Source organism: Serratia sp. CY27727, from assembly GCF_052169275.1.
In the GTDB taxonomy this organism is placed as follows: Bacteria; Pseudomonadota; Gammaproteobacteria; order Enterobacterales; family Enterobacteriaceae; genus Serratia; species Serratia sarumanii.
The window spans coordinates 227,093-241,352 of the sequence record NZ_JBJNLB010000001.1 but is presented as its reverse complement, the minus strand read 5'-3'; the positions used below and the strand labels follow the sequence as shown (position 1 = coordinate 241,352).

Below are 14,260 nucleotides of genomic sequence, written 5' to 3'. Positions count from 1 at the left end.
GGTTTCAGCGCGCGACGTTCAGGGTGCGTGAGATTTCCACCCCATAGTCATTGATGACGCGCAGTGCGACCTGCCGCACCTCCCCATTCACCGGCCAACTGGCCTGTGAAAACGGCGGGATCAGATCCGCCTGCGGGATGGCGATGCGCTTCGCGCCGCTCAGGATCGCGGCCTGGCTGACGTTGGCGTAGTAGCCGGTCGGGTTGTCGACGCGCAGCGCGTTGCCGGCCTGGCGCAGGCTGAGCCGATCGATGACGTGGTTGGCGTCGCCGGCCAGCCCGGCGGGGCGATAGAACACCTTCAGCCGATTGGTGACCAGCAGCAGCAGTTTGTTCTTGTCGCTGTCCGTCTGGCGCACGGCGGGCACCTGCAGGAAGTTGAGATAGAACAGCGATTCGCGATCGCGCGGCAGCGGCTGGCCGACGAACGACAGCCGCACCATCTGCCCGCTGTGCGGATTCATGCGGAAGATCTGCGGCGAGGCGACAAAGGGCGCATCGGCGTTTTCCGGCGTGGATTTGGGGTTATTGATGTCGAGCCAGATCTGCATCAGCGCCGGGGTGCCGTCGTCGTTGGTGAACTGCAGCGTTTTTTCCCGCGCCTCGGCGGGGTAGATCACGCGGTTGCCGAGCAGCGTCACGCTGGCCGAGGCGTGGGTAGCGGCAAAACTCATCAGGCAAAGCGACAGGGCGGCCCATCGGCGGGCGGAGCGGGTTATCTGCGGCATAAACGTGAACCGATAAAGGGAGCGAGTCATTCAGCGCCGCCCGGCGAAGGGCGGCGCTGGCATCAACAGGTATGGCGCCTGACGCCGGCTTATTTGTAGCTAATGGCGAACTGTGCGGTGGCGATCACCGATCCGGCCGCCACGCCGGTGTCTTCCGCGTAGTAGCGGGCCACCAGGTTCTGCGAGGTGGAGGTGGCGTCTTTGGCCAGCGTCATCGCCGACGTGGTGACGGTCGAACCGCTGGCGAACGACAGCGGCGTAGTGGCGTCGCTGTCCAGCAGTTGAATGGACACCTTGGCCGCATCGCCCGCGTTGCCCAGGTTGCCGTTGGTGGTCGGGTTGTTGCCCGCCAGCACGGTTTTGATCGCCGTATCGCTGGTTGCCGCCGCACAGCCGGTCACGTTGACGGTGAAGGTGGTGTCGCCGGCGGTGGCGCCTTTGGTGGCGAGTTTGCTGGCGGCGACGGTCGGCAGCAGAACGACCGGATTGGATTGGTTACCGTTAATATTCACCGAGCAGGTTTGCGTGCTGACTTCGCCTTTAAATTGCACCGTATTGGACGAAGCGGCCGCACAGGCGCCGGAGAGAGCCAGCATGGATAATGCGACTAATTTAACATTCATGTGAAATGCCCTTTAATTTACTTTAGATAAAAGCTTTCCTGACAGTAATAAATTACTGACGTGCGGTTGTTGATTAATCATGTTGCGCAATTGTTTTTTAAACGCGTCGGCAAACATGGATTTTCATCCTAACAAACTAAGAATTTTCCCTATAGATGTTTTGAATAAGGCAATAAGGTTATGGTGCCCGTTGTTACATTTTTTTTCATTTGCGCTTATATCATACAAAATAGAAAATAGATCTATATCATTGCGTTGCGATTTTATTGGATCGTCAGTTTTTCCTGTGGAAATAATTTGAAACATTTATGCCTTTTTTGCGTATTAATCAACGTGCTGACGGTTGCCTGATTATTTGAAAAACATGTTATCAAGATGTTTTATATCGGTGTGCTTTGCAGGCGAATTACCCCAAAAAAGAGCAGCGACAAGCCGCCTGAGGTGTGGAAGCATGCGTCCATGCTGATAAGGAGAATTAAAGTGAGAGTGATTTATATCGACGGTTCACCGCTTTGCCGGCTGGGCATGAAAACATTATTGGGCGGCGGGGTGATAACCTTATCCTCACCCAATATGAATATTATTAAAAATATAATTCCGGCGCCTGATTTAATTATTACGGAGTTTCCTCAGGAGATTTACCGGTTCGAGGCGTATTTAAATTTCATTAAATATTCACGTGGTGAATATAAAGATGTCCGGTTACTGTTCTTTATCGATAAGACTTCGCCGCTGATCTTGGCGTTTATCGCTGCGGCGCAGCCGGATGCGATTTTGCACAAACGGGAAACGCTGCAGGTGGTGCGGGAAACCTGCGCGGCGCTGGTCTGCCGTGAGGAGGAAGGTGAGCGGCGCGTGATGAACCGGCATCGGGTGGCGGCGATCACGCCTGGCGAGACGGCGGTGCTGTGTGAAACCGCGCGCACCGAAGATATTCGCCTGACCGCGCGGCGGTTGAACCTGCACCCGAAAACCGTTTATTCGCACCTCAACAATGCCGGGAAGAAGTTCGGCACCCGCAATCGGATGGAACTGCTGAAGATGATTGCGCTGTTGTAGCGTGCCGTTAGCGGGTTTTGCCGACGGCCAGCCGCCATCGCGTGATCTCATCGGCGCCAGGCCCGGCGGCCAGCGCCAGGTTTTGCGGCGGCAGCGATTCGCCTGTCACGGCATCGACCACGCGCAGGGTGGTGGGGTGGCCGGTTGCGCGGTCAACCACGCGCAGCGGCGGCCCGGCCAGCTCGGACAGGTTCCATTTGTCGCCGATCTGGATCATCGCCATCACCAGCAGCCCGAGATCTTTCCCCTTCTCCGTCGGCAGATATTCGTAGCGATCGGGGCGCACCTGATATTGCCGCTTTTCGATAAGGCCGCTGCCTTGCAGCGCCTTGAGCCGATCGGCCAACGTGTTGTTGGTGATGCCGGTCGACTGGCGCAGATCGTCATAGCGCGAGAGCCCCAGCAACAGATCGCGCATGAGAATCGCGCCCCAGCGATCGCCCAATGCCGACAGCACGTGGGCCACCGAGCACGTCATGCCTTCAAACCCTTTTGCTTTCACTTTGCCTTGCCTCCGTTTGCCGCCCTAATGCGGATAATTTTATCTCCTCGGCTTGATCACTTCAATGATTGGAGTTATTACTCTTATTATTGGAGTTTTTTGATACCGGCTGCCGCCCGGTACGGTGTAACCCGGCGGCGAACAGGCCGATGACTTCGTGCGGGTGACCATCGACCAAATCGCCCGAGCCATGGGCAGCGACGCGGAGCAGCAGCAATTCCTGGCGGGCTGTACCCGCATCCTGCAACCCTACCTCGCCGCGCGCGGGCTGCACGTGGGCGAAACGCCGTTCTCGCTGTGGACTATCGAAGGTTTGAAGCCACCGTTGCCGGGGACGGCGGCGGGTGAGAAATGGCGTAGCGAGAACCGGCCTTCGGTGTGTGGGGGAGCGGCGCTGGCGGAATTCCCAATGCTTAAAAGCGACGATGAACGCCGATTTTTATCTTCGCTTAAACAAAGTCGGCATCACCGCGTGGGGGCTGCGAGGGTAACCCGGTAGGCATCATAGGCTATGTTGTACATCTGATATGAATGCATTTACGATGGCGGATTTTTCATTCTTACGATAGATGAAAAACACCTCAGTTGCGTTATCGACGGCGGGGATTGGCCTGTAGGTGATGTTGGGCAGTTTGATTGAGGATAGCGAAGAGGGAACGATGGCGATGCCCAGGCCGGAGGCCACCATGCCGAGCACGCTTAATGTGCTGTCTAACCGATAGGCCACCTTGATGTCTTCTTCAATAATGGCGTTCAGGATACGAAGCTGGCCATCGTCTCTGCTGTTTTCCGAGTAAATGATAAAGTCGCGTCCAGAGAGGTCTTCCTTTTTCAAGGCCTCTTTTTTCGCCAGATCGGAGTCTTCCTGAATCACGACGACCCAGTCAAGTTTTTTTATGGGTATAAAGCCGAGCTCCGGTGGGATATTGAGATCCAGATTGGGGCAGTAGCTGACGTCGATACTTCCGTTGACGATCTCATCGATTTGTTTCCAGTAAGGCATCTCTTTGGCGCGGAAGTTAACGCCGGGGTGCTCTGCTTTAAATCGATGAATATCGGCGGTGACTAATCCTGACGCCACGGCATTGCCGACAAATCCGATGCGCACATTGCCATTCTCACCTTTCGCCGCCGCTTTGGTTTCGTCAAGCGTACTTTTTATTTTCTCATAAATATCCGGCGCGTTTTTTAAAAATACCTCTCCCACCTCAGTTAGTTCGACATTGCGGTTGTTGCGAATAAAGAGTGGTGCGCCGATCTCTTCTTCTAGCGCTTTTATCTGCATGCTGAAAGCCGACTGCGTAATATGAATTCGCTTGGCCGCTTTGCCAAAATGTTTTTCTTCGACGAGGGCCAGAAATGCCTGGATATGGCGAAAATTCATGGATTGGATTCCTGTATCAGTCGTTCAAAAAAATGAATTGGATATATAGCTTCCATGAAAATACCCTCTAATAGAGCTCGCGTTAAAGTGTAGGTTATTTCTTAAATGCGGGCTAGTCAACAACACTCAGCGTGTTGCTATATATTTCAACGATCAAATATATGCATAGTGGAGGCGCTAAATGAATTCATTAGCCAGAATCGACGTTCATACTCACCTGGTCCCGCCCTTTTGGGGCAGCGCGCTGCCGAGCCACGGCGGCGATCCGTCCGGCTGGACCTTGCCCAAATGGACGGCGGACGACCATCTTCGCTATATGGACAAACAGCAAATAGCGACCAGCGTCCTATCGTTAACCGCGCCAAGCGTGGTTGGCTGGGAAGGTCAGGCTCGCCGCGATATGGCCAGGAAAGTCAATGAATATACGGCGGATCTGGTGGCGAAATACCCCACGCGGTTTGGTCACTTCGCGACCGTGCCGTTGCCGGACGTTGAGGGGGCGGTGCGTGAAGTTGAGTATGCACTGGATGTGCTGAAAGCCGATGGTGTGGTGTTATTAACCAATTATGAAGGGGTCTATTTAGGTGATAAAAAGTGGGCTCCGCTTTGGGCTGCGCTTAACCAACGCTCTGCCGTTGTTTTCATTCACCCGGGTCATCCCATCATGGATTTGCTGGATGGCGTACCGGGCCCCTTGGTTGATTATCCGTTTGATACTACCCGCAATGCCGTCCATATGGTGTTGAACGGCGTTATGGATAATTATCCTAATGTGAAAATTATTCTTTCGCATGCCGGCGGTTTCTTGCCTTATGCCGTTTTGCGCTTTACTCTGCTGGCAGAGTCACTTAATCCAAATGGGGCATCAGCTCAGGAGTTGAACGGTAAATTTAAGCGCTTTTATTTTGATACCGCATTGTCTTCCGGCCCTAATGCATTCTCCAGCCTGCTGGCGTTTGCGAATCATAATAATATTCTGTTCGGCAGCGATTATCCTTATGCACCTGAGCCCGTCGCCGCTAAGTTTAATCATATTCTCGACGCCGAGACAAACCTGACCGATGCGCAGAAAGTAAACTTCAATCGGAATAACGGTCTCGCGCTTTTCCCGCGGTTAAATAAATAAAGGTTTCTGCTGGGATGATGCCGCATTGCTTTAAGTGCCGGCGCGTTCCCTCCCTAAAATAAAAAATCCACGCTGAAGCGTGGATTTTTCCGTTTCCGGCAGCCGAGAGCAATGCTGCGGGGAAGGGCTTAGACGTTGAACAAGAAGTTCATCACGTCGCCGTCTTTGACGATGTAGTCTTTACCTTCGGAGCGCATTTTGCCGGCTTCTTTGGCGCCTTGCTCACCCTTGTAGGTGATGAAGTCGTCATAAGAGATGGTTTGCGCGCGGATAAAGCCTTTCTCGAAGTCGGTGTGGATCTTGCCGGCCGCCTGCGGAGCGGTGGCGCCGACCGGGATGGTCCAGGCGCGCACTTCTTTCACGCCGGCGGTGAAGTAGGTCTGCAGGTTCAGCAGTTCATAACCGGCGCGGATCACGCGGTTCAGGCCCGGTTCTTCCAGGCCCAGCTCGGCCATGAACTCGTCGCGCTCTTCGTCTTCCAGCTCGGCGATGTCGGATTCCACTGCGGCGCACACGGCAACCACCACGGAGCCTTCGGCGTCGGCGATTTTACGCACGGTGTCCAGGTACGGGTTGTTCTCGAAGCCGTCTTCGTTGACGTTGGCGATGTACATGGTCGGCTTCAGGGTCAGGAAGCTCAGGTATTTGATCGCCGCTTTGTCTTCGTCGCTCAGATCCAGCGCGCGCAGCATGCCGGCGTTTTCCAGGTGCGGCAGGCATTTCTCCAGCGCCGCCAGCTCGGCTTTGGCGTCTTTGTCGCCGCCTTTGGCTTTCTTCTGCACGCGGTGGATGGCGCGCTCGCAGGTGTCCAGGTCAGACAGCGCCAGCTCGGTGTTGATGACGTCGATGTCTTCGGCCGGATCGACCTTGTTGTTGACGTGAATGATGTTGTCGTTCTCGAAGCAGCGCACCACGTGGCCGATGGCTTCGGTTTCGCGGATGTTGGTCAGGAACTGGTTGCCCAGGCCTTCACCCTTGGACGCGCCTTTCACCAGGCCGGCGATGTCGACGAATTCCATGGTGGTCGGCAGAATGCGCTGCGGCTTGACGATCTCGGCCAGCTTATCCAGACGCGGATCGGGCATCGGCACCACACCGGTGTTCGGTTCAATGGTGCAGAACGGGAAGTTGGCTGCTTCAATGCCCGCTTTGGTCAACGCGTTGAACAGGGTGGATTTGCCTACGTTAGGCAGGCCGACGATACCGCATTTGAATCCCATGTTGTAATCACCTTAAATATCTTAACTATCAGTTGGTTAGATTTAACCAGCTACATAAAGGGCAAAATAATGCCGCCATTATACACGTAATGGGCGTTTATCTCGATCAGACTTGTTTGGCCGGGGCGAGCGCAGCGCCCGCAGCCGGTTTTTGATTGAGATTTGGATCACATTTACCCATACTGGCCGTTCCGATTAACCGACAGGAAACGCGCCGGATGTATTTCTTGCCTACGCCACCCTGAGCTGTGCCCGCCTGCAGTCTGCCGCACCTTGCGGTACCCCATACCCGCTACGCGGGGAGATGATGTCATCTGTCATAAGTGAATAATGCATGTTTAACCTGAGTAACGTCAGGATCGCGGACGTTAAAAATGAAGTCCTGGCGGGCTTTGTGGTGGCGGTTTCGATGATCCCCGAGGCGGTCGGCTTTTCGCTGGTCGCCGGTCTTTCGCCGATCGTCGGTTTGCATACCGCGTTTATTATCGGCCTGGTCACGGCGCTGTTCGGCGGCAAGCCGGGCATGGTTTCCGGCGCCGCCGGCTCCATTGTGGTGGTGCTGATGAGCCTGGCGGCGCAGTACGGCATGGGCTACGTGCTGTGGGCCACGCTGTTTGCCGGGGGCATTCAAATCCTGATCGGCGCCTTCCGGCTGGGCAAGTTCATTCGTCTGGTGCCGCTGCCGGCGATCCACGGCTTCGTCAACGGTCTGGCGATCGTCATCATGCTGGCGCAGCTGAAGATGATCGCTGGGCAGGGGCCGCTGATGTACGGCCTGGTGGCGCTGGCGATTGCGGTGGTGGTGCTGTTCCCGCGCCTGACCAAAGCCATTCCGTCTTCGCTGGCGGCGCTGCTGGTGGTTTCGGCGTTAGCGATCGGCCTCAATCTGCACACGCTGCGGGTGGGCGATCTGGCGGACATTTCCGGCGCGCTGCCGCACTTCAGCCTGCCGACGGCGCCGTTCACCCTGGAAATGGTGCGGGTGGTGCTGCCCTATGCGGTGGTGATTGCCCTGGTTGGTTTGATTGAATCGCTGCTGACCATGACGGTGCTGGATGAAATGGGCGGCAAGAAGGGCAACGGTAATCGCGAAAGCATCGCGCAGGGCGCCGGTAACGCGGTGTGCGGCCTGTTCGGCTGCTTCGCTGGCTGCGCGATGATCGGCCAGTCGATCATCAACTTCACCTCGGGCGGGCGCGGGCGCCTCTCCGGCACGGTGGGCGCCATCCTGCTGATTCTGTTCGTGGTCAGCCTGTCGCGCTATATCGGCCTGCTGCCGGTGGCGGCGCTGGCCGGGGTGATGCTGGTGGTGTGTTACAACACCTTCGAGTGGAGTTCGCTGCGCCGTTTGCGCCGTATGCCGAAGGCGGACGCGCTGGTGATGCTCGCCGTCACGCTGATCACCATCTTTACCGATCTGGCGGTGGCGGTGATCAGCGGGGTGATTATCTCGGCGCTGGTGTTCGCCTGGCAGCAGGCGCGCATTCGCGTGCGCCAGCGGCAGTTAACGGGCGACGTGGCGGTGTATCAGCTCGATGGCCCGCTGTTCTTCGGCTCTGCCGCCGCTTTCGCCGAGTTGTTCGAGCCGCAAAGCGATCCGCAGAACGTGGTGCTGGATTTTGCCGGCACCCGGGTGATGGATTCCAGCGGCGTAGAGGCGATCGATAAGCTGACGGCGCGTTACCTGGCGGCGGGGAAAAGCATTCGGCTGCGCCACCTGAGCGGCGACTGCGTGCGCCTGCTCAAGCGCGCAGGCCCGTTCTGCAGCCATGAGCTGGACGATCCGCAGTATTACGTGGCGGAGGAGGGGTTTACCGCCGATGACCGCCGCGTGAGCGAGGAGACCTTCAACCCGCGCGGCTAGAAGCAGGCAGCGGGCAGGGCGCCCGCTGCGGCAAGGTTCAGGCCTGCGCCTTGAAGCTGTGCAGGCGCTGAACGGTTTTTTCCAGCCCGTCCTTCATCAGCATCTCGGTGCAGCGCAGCGACTCGTCGATCGCTTCGTCGATCATCTTCTGCTCGCTGGCCGGCGGCTTGCCGAGCACGAAGCCCACCACCTTGTTCTTGTCGCCCGGATGGCCGATGCCGATGCGCAGGCGATAGAAGTTCGGGTTGTTGCCGAACTTGTTTTGGATGTCCTTCAGGCCGTTGTGGCCGCCGTTGCCGCCGCCGAGCTTGATTTTGGCCACGCCGGGCGGCAGATCCAGCTCGTCGTGCGCCACCAGGATCTCGTTCAGTTCGATGCGGTAGAAGTTGGCCATCGCCAGCACCGCTTTGCCGCTCAGGTTCATGAAGGTGGTCGGCACCAGCAGGCGCACGTCGTTGCCCGCCAGGTTCAAGCGGGCGGTGTAGCCGAAGAACTTGCTCTCTTCTTTCAGCTGCTGATTGTGGCGCTGGGCCAGCAGATCGACGTACCAGGCGCCGGCGTTGTGGCGCGTCTGGGCGTATTCCGCGCCCGGGTTGGCCAGGCCGACTATCAATTTAATACTGCTCACTGGGAGATTCACTATGATCAGGGTAATGGAAAGGGCCTTAGTCTACCTGCCGGGGCGGCGAATGACAAAATCCGATCCCCGCCGTCGCCTTAGGTAAGAAAGACGAATGATTCATTAGCTGAATAATTCAATTTGTCCGCTAATTTTCAGCGGCGCGTTAAGAAGTGTCAATAATTCTTTACCATTTGTGATCGCCTCCGCAATCCCCTTGCCGCAACAAGGACTATACTTAACTTATCAAAGTGGGTTAACAAGTTGCAGCGTTATCCCGGTTGGCACATGGCAATCATGGAGGTGGCATATGAAACGTAGAAGCGCGGACAGAATGGGCAACTTTTTTATGGGGCTGGGGCTGGTCGTGATGATCGGCGGTGTCGGATACTCCATTATTGCTGAAGTATCCCAGTTCAATTTACCGCAATTTTTCGCCCACGGCGCCATCATGAGTATCTTCGTCGGCGCGCTGTTGTGGCTGGTGGGCGCGCGTATCGGCGGCCGCGAGCAGGTGGCGGATCGCTACTGGTGGGTAAAACACTTTGATAAACGGTGCCGTAACGACCAACATCGTTCGTCGCATTGATTAAAAAATCAGAAGGGAAGCGAGAGCAGGGCAAGGGAAAATCTGCCGTGCATTAAGGTTTGAGGTCATGTTGGACTACGAGTAGAAAACCCGTTGTTGCTTACGCACCAACGGGTTTTTCTTTTTCTGCTGTCGGGCACGCTATCTTTCCGGCGCGGTGGGCGCCGCACCGGAAAGACGACGAATCAATGCTCGAACATTGCAGAGATCGACTCTTCGTTGCTGATGCGGCGGATGGCTTCAGCCAGCATGCCGGACAGGGTCAGAGTGCGAACGTTTTTCAGTGCCTTGATTTCCGGCGACAGCGGAATGGTGTCGCAGACGATCACTTCATCAATCACCGAGTTCTTGATGTTGTCCACGGCGTTGCCGGAGAAGATCGGGTGCGTCGCGTAGGCGAATACGCGCTTGGCACCGCGTTCTTTCAACGCTTCAGCCGCTTTGCACAAGGTACCGCCGGTGTCGATCATGTCGTCGACCAGCACGCAGTCGCGGCCTGCCACGTCACCGATGATGTGCATCACCTGAGAAACGTTCGCGCGCGGGCGGCGTTTGTCGATGATGGCCATGTCGGTGTCGTTCAGCAGTTTGGCGATGGCGCGGGCACGCACTACGCCGCCGATGTCCGGGGAAACCACGATCGGGTTTTCCAGGTTCTGCTGCAGCATGTCTTCCAGCAGGATCGGGCTGCCGAACACGTTGTCTACCGGAACGTCGAAGAAGCCTTGAATCTGCTCAGCATGCAGATCCACCGTCAGAACGCGGTCAACCCCTACGCTGGAGAGGAAATCGGCAACCACCTTGGCGGTGATCGGCACACGCGCGGAACGCACGCGGCGATCCTGGCGGGCATAGCCGAAGTAAGGGATAACGGCGGTAATACGACCTGCGGAGGCGCGACGCAGGGCGTCGACCATCACAACCAGTTCCATCAGGTTGTCGTTGGTCGGGGCACAGGTGGACTGGATGATGAAAATATCACCGCCGCGTACATTTTCGTTGATTTGCACGCTCACTTCGCCGTCGCTAAAACGACCTACAGCGGCGTCACCAAGGCTGGTGTACAAACGGTTGGCAATACGTTGTGCTAGTTCCGGGGTGGCGTTACCAGCAAAAAGCTTCATATCAGGCACGAGAAGAACCTCAGGCTTGCGTCCAGAGAAGATATTGTCATACGACATCGCCAAGGGGCAGTCGGCGACGCCGGCGCAATATACATACGGGTATGTAAAACTAAAATTGAGACCGCAGGCAGCGCAGGGATAACAGGGCCAGGTGTGCATGACCCTGCGCAGCGAAACGTTGAGCTACGACTCAAACCGCCCGGAACGAATGCGATGTAGTGGGGAGACGTTAACGCCGCGCGCTACAAAACCACACAACCACTCCGGGGCTTGATTTAACACCTGACGGGCGGCGATTTCTGTGTCGAATTCAGCAAACACACAAGCACCTGTGCCAGTCAGGCGTGACGGGGCGTATTCTAACAGCCATGAAAGAAGCTGTTCAACCTCGCGAAAACGTTTTCTTGCGATCGGTTCGCAATCATTTGCGTACGGTGCCTGCAACAGCTCACTTAAGGAGCGAACCGGGGTGTCTCTTTTCAATTCGGGGTCGCCGAAGATAACCGGCGTCGGGATGCCGACGCCGGGATGCGCCACCAGATACCACTTTTCCTGCGGCTCGGCCGGCTGCAGGCGCTCGCCGATGCCTTCGGCGAAGGCGGCGTGGCCGCGCACGAACACCGGCACGTCGGCGCCGAGGCTGAGCCCCAGCTCGGCCAATTGGTCGTCGCCAAGACCGCAGCGCCACAGTTCGTTCAGCGCCACCAGCACGGTGGCGGCGTTGGAGGAGCCGCCGCCCAAACCGCCGCCCATCGGCAGGCGCTTGTCGATGCTGATGTCGGCGCCGCGCGGTGCGGTCTGCAGGCCGCGTTCATCGCAATAGCGCTGCAGCAGGCGGGCGGCGCGCACGATCAGGTTCTGCTCGTCCGGCACGCCGTCGACCGGCGTCAGCAGATGAATGCGATCGTCCTGGCGCGGGTCAATGGTCAGGGTGTCGCCGTAGTCCAAAAACTGGAACAGCGTCTGCAGCAGGTGATAGCCGTCTTCACGACGGCCGGTGACGTACAGAAACAGGTTGAGTTTCGCGGGGGAGGGCCACTGGCGGATCATTTGAGCGTCCAGTTATCCATTTTCAGCTTGATGCGCTGGTCGCCCTGCTGCAGCTCCAGACGGTTCGGCAGCGTCGGCTGCACCTCGTTGCTGTAGCCCTGGTAATCCACTTTCCAAGTCTGGCCGCCTTGCTGGTAGGTCAGCTTGCTCAGGCGATATTGGTCATCCAGCGCAAAATCGCCGGCTTCGCCCGGCAGGCCGAGCATCCACTGGCGCAGGTTGTTCAGCGGGATTGCCATGCCGGTCAGCTTGCGGATCATCTCTTCCGGATTGTCGCTGACGTAGCGTTTGCCCTGGTTGTCGGTCAGCTGCACCACGTTTTTCTGCACGTTGAGATCCATTTCCGTGCTGCCGAGCGGGTTGGTCAGCAGCAGGCGGTAGCGCTCCGGCGAGAACTGCTGCCAGAAGAAGCGGGCGTAGACTTTTTTCTGATCAGACAAGTAGGCGAAGGAGCCGCGGGTCTGATAGGTGCTGAGCTGCTGCACCGCCTGCTCATGGGCGCGCCACTGCGGTGATGTCGGGCTGGTGGCCGGGCCGGTCGGCTTGGTGGTGGTACAGGCGGCCAGCACCAGGCTGGCCAGCGGGATCAGACGGAGCAAACTAACTTTGCGTATTGGCATAACTTTCTCTTGTCCTTTTGTCCTTGCGGGCATGCGCGACGAAACCCGGATTCAGCGCTCACGCTAACGGGGCGGCGGCGGCGCGTCAATTTTTTGCTGCATCGCGTTGAATCTTGCCGCTTTTACCGGCGCAATGCCAACCCGGCACGCGCGTCGGGGTCGCCATTAAGCGTAACACAATCGCCTGAAGGCGGGGGAGGCGCGCCCGATAAGCGGTGCCTTCGTTGCGCAAACGCCGCCGTTGTGTACGCCGAATAGCGTGCGCGTTATCGCAAACTGCGCTAAAATTTAAGCAATCGACCTACCTCATGACTATTTATCCTGCTGTATTTATTGCTTATTCATTAATTGATGTCATCTATGACAGCGATTGAACGGAAGATGCGGTTGTTACTTTTATTGATCCCGCGCATCAAGTAGAATGCCGTTCAACGAGAACCCGTACCAAGATAAGTATTACTCGAAGCAATGACCCTGCTGGCGTTAGGTATAAATCACAAAACCGCTCCGGTTTCTCTGCGTGAAAGGGTGACCTTCTCGCCAGAGTCCATCGATGAGGCGCTGACCAGCTTGCTCCAACAACCGTTGGTGCAGGGCGGCGTCGTGTTGTCCACCTGCAACCGCACCGAGCTGTACCTCAGCGTAGAGCAGCAGGAACACATGCACGAGCAACTGGTCGCCTGGCTGTGCGCCTATCACAACCTGCGTCCGGAAGAGGTGAAGAAAAGCCTGTACTGGCATCAGGGCAACGACGCGGTCAGCCATCTGATGCGGGTGGCCAGCGGGTTGGACTCATTGGTACTGGGCGAACCGCAGATCCTCGGCCAGGTGAAAAAGGCCTTCGCCGAGTCGCAACGCGGCCAGTCGCTGTCCGGTGAGCTGGAGCGTCTGTTCCAGAAATCCTTCTCTGTCGCCAAGCGCGTGCGCACCGAAACCGACATCGGCGCCAGCGCGGTCTCCGTGGCGTTCGCCGCCTGTACGCTGGCGCGCCAGATCTTCGAATCGCTGGCCGATCTCAACGTCTTGCTGGTGGGCGCCGGCGAAACCATCGAGCTGGTGGCGCGCCACCTGCGCGAGCATAAAGTGCGGCACATGATCATCGCCAACCGCACCCGCGAGCGCGCGCAGCTGCTGGCGGACGAGGTCGGCGCGGAGGTGATCACCCTGCCTGAGATCGACGAACGTCTGGCGGACGCCGACATCATCATCAGTTCCACCGCCAGCCCGCTGCCGATCATCGGCAAGGGGATGGTGGAGCGCGCGCTGAAGGCGCGCCGCAACCAGCCGATGCTGCTGGTGGATATCGCCGTACCGCGCGACATCGAGCCGGAGGTCGGCAAATTGGCCAACGCCTATCTGTACAGCGTGGACGATCTGCACGCCATCATTCAAAGCAACCTGGCGCAGCGCAAAGCGGCGGCGGTGCAGGCGGAATCGATCGTGCAGCAGGAAAGCACCAACTTCATGGCCTGGCTGCGCTCGCAGGGCGCGGTGGAAACCATCCGCGACTACCGTTCGCAGGCCGACCAAATTCGCGCAGAGATGGAAGCCAAAGCGCTGGCCGCCATCGCGCAGGGCGCCAACGTGGAGCAGGTGATACACGAGCTGGCCCATAAACTGACCAACCGTCTTATTCATGCCCCCACCAAATCCCTCCAGCAGGCCGCCGGCGACGGCGACGTGGAGCGGTTGCAGTTATTACGCGACAGCCTCGGGCTGGATCAGCATTAGTTTTCTCTATTAACAGGGTTTA

The 14,260-nt window shown here is 57.5% G+C and carries 15 protein-coding genes; 6 read left to right on the top strand and 9 right to left on the bottom strand.

The genetic code is table 11. The features are described from left to right. Positions 1-4: 4 nt before the first annotated feature. Together ACJ8HB_RS01220 and ACJ8HB_RS01215 are read right to left on the bottom strand one after the other, a co-directional pair. Positions 5-757, bottom strand: a complete 753-nt coding sequence (locus ACJ8HB_RS01220; RefSeq protein WP_223307161.1) for a fimbrial biogenesis chaperone — start codon at positions 755-757, stop codon at positions 5-7. Positions 758-816: 59 nt separating this feature from the next. Continuing rightward, positions 817-1,350 (bottom strand): fimbrial protein, encoded by a 534-nt coding sequence (locus ACJ8HB_RS01215; RefSeq protein ID WP_015377562.1) that lies wholly within the window; start codon positions 1,348-1,350, stop codon positions 817-819. Positions 1,351-1,725: 375 nt separating this feature from the next. Here ACJ8HB_RS01215 and ACJ8HB_RS01210 point away from each other — a divergent pair, with 375 nt between their 5' ends. Next, a complete protein-coding gene (locus ACJ8HB_RS01210; protein WP_223307160.1) occupies positions 1,726-2,409 on the top strand; it encodes a helix-turn-helix transcriptional regulator in 684 nt (227 codons plus the stop codon). Positions 2,410-2,416: 7 nt separating this feature from the next. Here ACJ8HB_RS01210 and ACJ8HB_RS01205 read toward each other — a convergent pair whose 3' ends face one another. Further along, on the bottom strand, positions 2,417-2,911 hold the full coding sequence (locus tag ACJ8HB_RS01205; RefSeq protein WP_047567980.1) for a winged helix-turn-helix transcriptional regulator: 495 nt from the start codon (positions 2,909-2,911) through the stop codon (positions 2,417-2,419). A 163-nt stretch (positions 2,912-3,074) separates the two neighbouring features. Here ACJ8HB_RS01205 and ACJ8HB_RS01200 point away from each other — a divergent pair, with 163 nt between their 5' ends. Further along, positions 3,075-3,410 carry a tautomerase family protein gene (locus ACJ8HB_RS01200; protein WP_230200399.1) on the top strand — a complete coding sequence of 112 codons (336 nt, stop codon included), beginning with the start codon at positions 3,075-3,077 and terminating at the stop codon, positions 3,408-3,410. A gap of 3 nt (positions 3,411-3,413) precedes the next feature. Here the strand turns inward: ACJ8HB_RS01200 and ACJ8HB_RS01195 are convergent, their stop codons facing one another. After that, a complete protein-coding gene (locus tag ACJ8HB_RS01195) occupies positions 3,414-4,295 on the bottom strand; it encodes a LysR family transcriptional regulator (protein ID WP_047567978.1) in 882 nt (293 codons plus the stop codon). A 181-nt stretch (positions 4,296-4,476) separates the two neighbouring features. On the opposite strand from ACJ8HB_RS01195, the gene ACJ8HB_RS01190 reads away from it, so the two are divergent. Continuing rightward, the gene (locus ACJ8HB_RS01190) at positions 4,477-5,421 is read left to right on the top strand and encodes an amidohydrolase family protein (RefSeq protein WP_047567976.1); all 945 of its coding nucleotides are present in this window, start codon (positions 4,477-4,479) and stop codon (positions 5,419-5,421) included. A 128-nt stretch (positions 5,422-5,549) separates the two neighbouring features. Here the strand turns inward: ACJ8HB_RS01190 and ychF are convergent, their stop codons facing one another. Then, on the bottom strand, positions 5,550-6,641 hold the full coding sequence (gene ychF / locus ACJ8HB_RS01185; protein ID WP_033646394.1) for a redox-regulated ATPase YchF: 1,092 nt from the start codon (positions 6,639-6,641) through the stop codon (positions 5,550-5,552). A gap of 334 nt (positions 6,642-6,975) precedes the next feature. Here ychF and ACJ8HB_RS01180 point away from each other — a divergent pair, with 334 nt between their 5' ends. Then, positions 6,976-8,505: a SulP family inorganic anion transporter gene (locus ACJ8HB_RS01180; RefSeq protein WP_039566525.1), complete on the top strand. Its 1,530-nt coding sequence runs from the start codon at positions 6,976-6,978 to the stop codon at positions 8,503-8,505. A gap of 37 nt (positions 8,506-8,542) precedes the next feature. On the opposite strand, the gene pth is transcribed toward ACJ8HB_RS01180, so the two are convergent. Further along, positions 8,543-9,133 carry an aminoacyl-tRNA hydrolase gene (gene pth / locus ACJ8HB_RS01175; protein WP_094859792.1) on the bottom strand — a complete coding sequence of 197 codons (591 nt, stop codon included), beginning with the start codon at positions 9,131-9,133 and terminating at the stop codon, positions 8,543-8,545. A 301-nt stretch (positions 9,134-9,434) separates the two neighbouring features. Here pth and ychH point away from each other — a divergent pair, with 301 nt between their 5' ends. Further along, a complete protein-coding gene (gene ychH / locus ACJ8HB_RS01170) occupies positions 9,435-9,713 on the top strand; it encodes a stress-induced protein YchH (RefSeq protein WP_025302491.1) in 279 nt (92 codons plus the stop codon). A 185-nt stretch (positions 9,714-9,898) separates the two neighbouring features. On the opposite strand, the gene prs is transcribed toward ychH, so the two are convergent. The 3 genes from prs to lolB all read right to left on the bottom strand — a co-directional run bounded on the left by prs (position 9,899) and on the right by lolB (position 12,507). After that, positions 9,899-10,846: a ribose-phosphate diphosphokinase gene (gene prs / locus ACJ8HB_RS01165; RefSeq protein ID WP_004941061.1), complete on the bottom strand. Its 948-nt coding sequence runs from the start codon at positions 10,844-10,846 to the stop codon at positions 9,899-9,901. Between the two features lie 174 nt (positions 10,847-11,020). Then, on the bottom strand, positions 11,021-11,887 hold the full coding sequence (ispE, locus tag ACJ8HB_RS01160) for a 4-(cytidine 5'-diphospho)-2-C-methyl-D-erythritol kinase (protein ID WP_060438775.1): 867 nt from the start codon (positions 11,885-11,887) through the stop codon (positions 11,021-11,023). Beyond that, positions 11,884-12,507: a lipoprotein insertase outer membrane protein LolB gene (gene lolB / locus ACJ8HB_RS01155; protein WP_033638163.1), complete on the bottom strand. Its 624-nt coding sequence runs from the start codon at positions 12,505-12,507 to the stop codon at positions 11,884-11,886. The genes ispE and lolB overlap by 4 nt, the downstream gene beginning before the upstream one ends. A 468-nt stretch (positions 12,508-12,975) precedes the next feature. Here lolB and hemA point away from each other — a divergent pair, with 468 nt between their 5' ends. Continuing rightward, on the top strand, positions 12,976-14,238 hold the full coding sequence (hemA, locus tag ACJ8HB_RS01150) for a glutamyl-tRNA reductase (RefSeq protein WP_033638164.1): 1,263 nt from the start codon (positions 12,976-12,978) through the stop codon (positions 14,236-14,238). The last annotated feature ends 22 nt before the right edge of the window (positions 14,239-14,260 follow it).

Bases quoted from the DNA above. Each gene is read 5' to 3' on its own strand.
- ACJ8HB_RS01220 (WP_223307161.1), bottom strand. From the start codon at position 757: ATGACTCGCTCCCTTTATCGGTTCACGTTTATGCCGCAGATAACCCGC.
- ACJ8HB_RS01215 (WP_015377562.1), bottom strand. From the start codon at position 1,350: ATGAATGTTAAATTAGTCGCATTATCCATGCTGGCTCTCTCCGGCGCC.
- ACJ8HB_RS01210 (WP_223307160.1), top strand. From the start codon at position 1,726: ATGTTTTATATCGGTGTGCTTTGCAGGCGAATTACCCCAAAAAAGAGC.
- ACJ8HB_RS01195 (WP_047567978.1), bottom strand. From the start codon at position 4,295: ATGAATTTTCGCCATATCCAGGCATTTCTGGCCCTCGTCGAAGAAAAA.
- ACJ8HB_RS01190 (WP_047567976.1), top strand. From the start codon at position 4,477: ATGAATTCATTAGCCAGAATCGACGTTCATACTCACCTGGTCCCGCCC.
- ychF (WP_033646394.1), bottom strand. From the start codon at position 6,641: ATGGGATTCAAATGCGGTATCGTCGGCCTGCCTAACGTAGGCAAATCC.
- ACJ8HB_RS01180 (WP_039566525.1), top strand. From the start codon at position 6,976: ATGTTTAACCTGAGTAACGTCAGGATCGCGGACGTTAAAAATGAAGTC.
- ychH (WP_025302491.1), top strand. From the start codon at position 9,435: ATGAAACGTAGAAGCGCGGACAGAATGGGCAACTTTTTTATGGGGCTG.
- ispE (WP_060438775.1), bottom strand. From the start codon at position 11,887: ATGATCCGCCAGTGGCCCTCCCCCGCGAAACTCAACCTGTTTCTGTAC.
- lolB (WP_033638163.1), bottom strand. From the start codon at position 12,507: ATGCCAATACGCAAAGTTAGTTTGCTCCGTCTGATCCCGCTGGCCAGC.
- hemA (WP_033638164.1), top strand. From the start codon at position 12,976: ATGACCCTGCTGGCGTTAGGTATAAATCACAAAACCGCTCCGGTTTCT.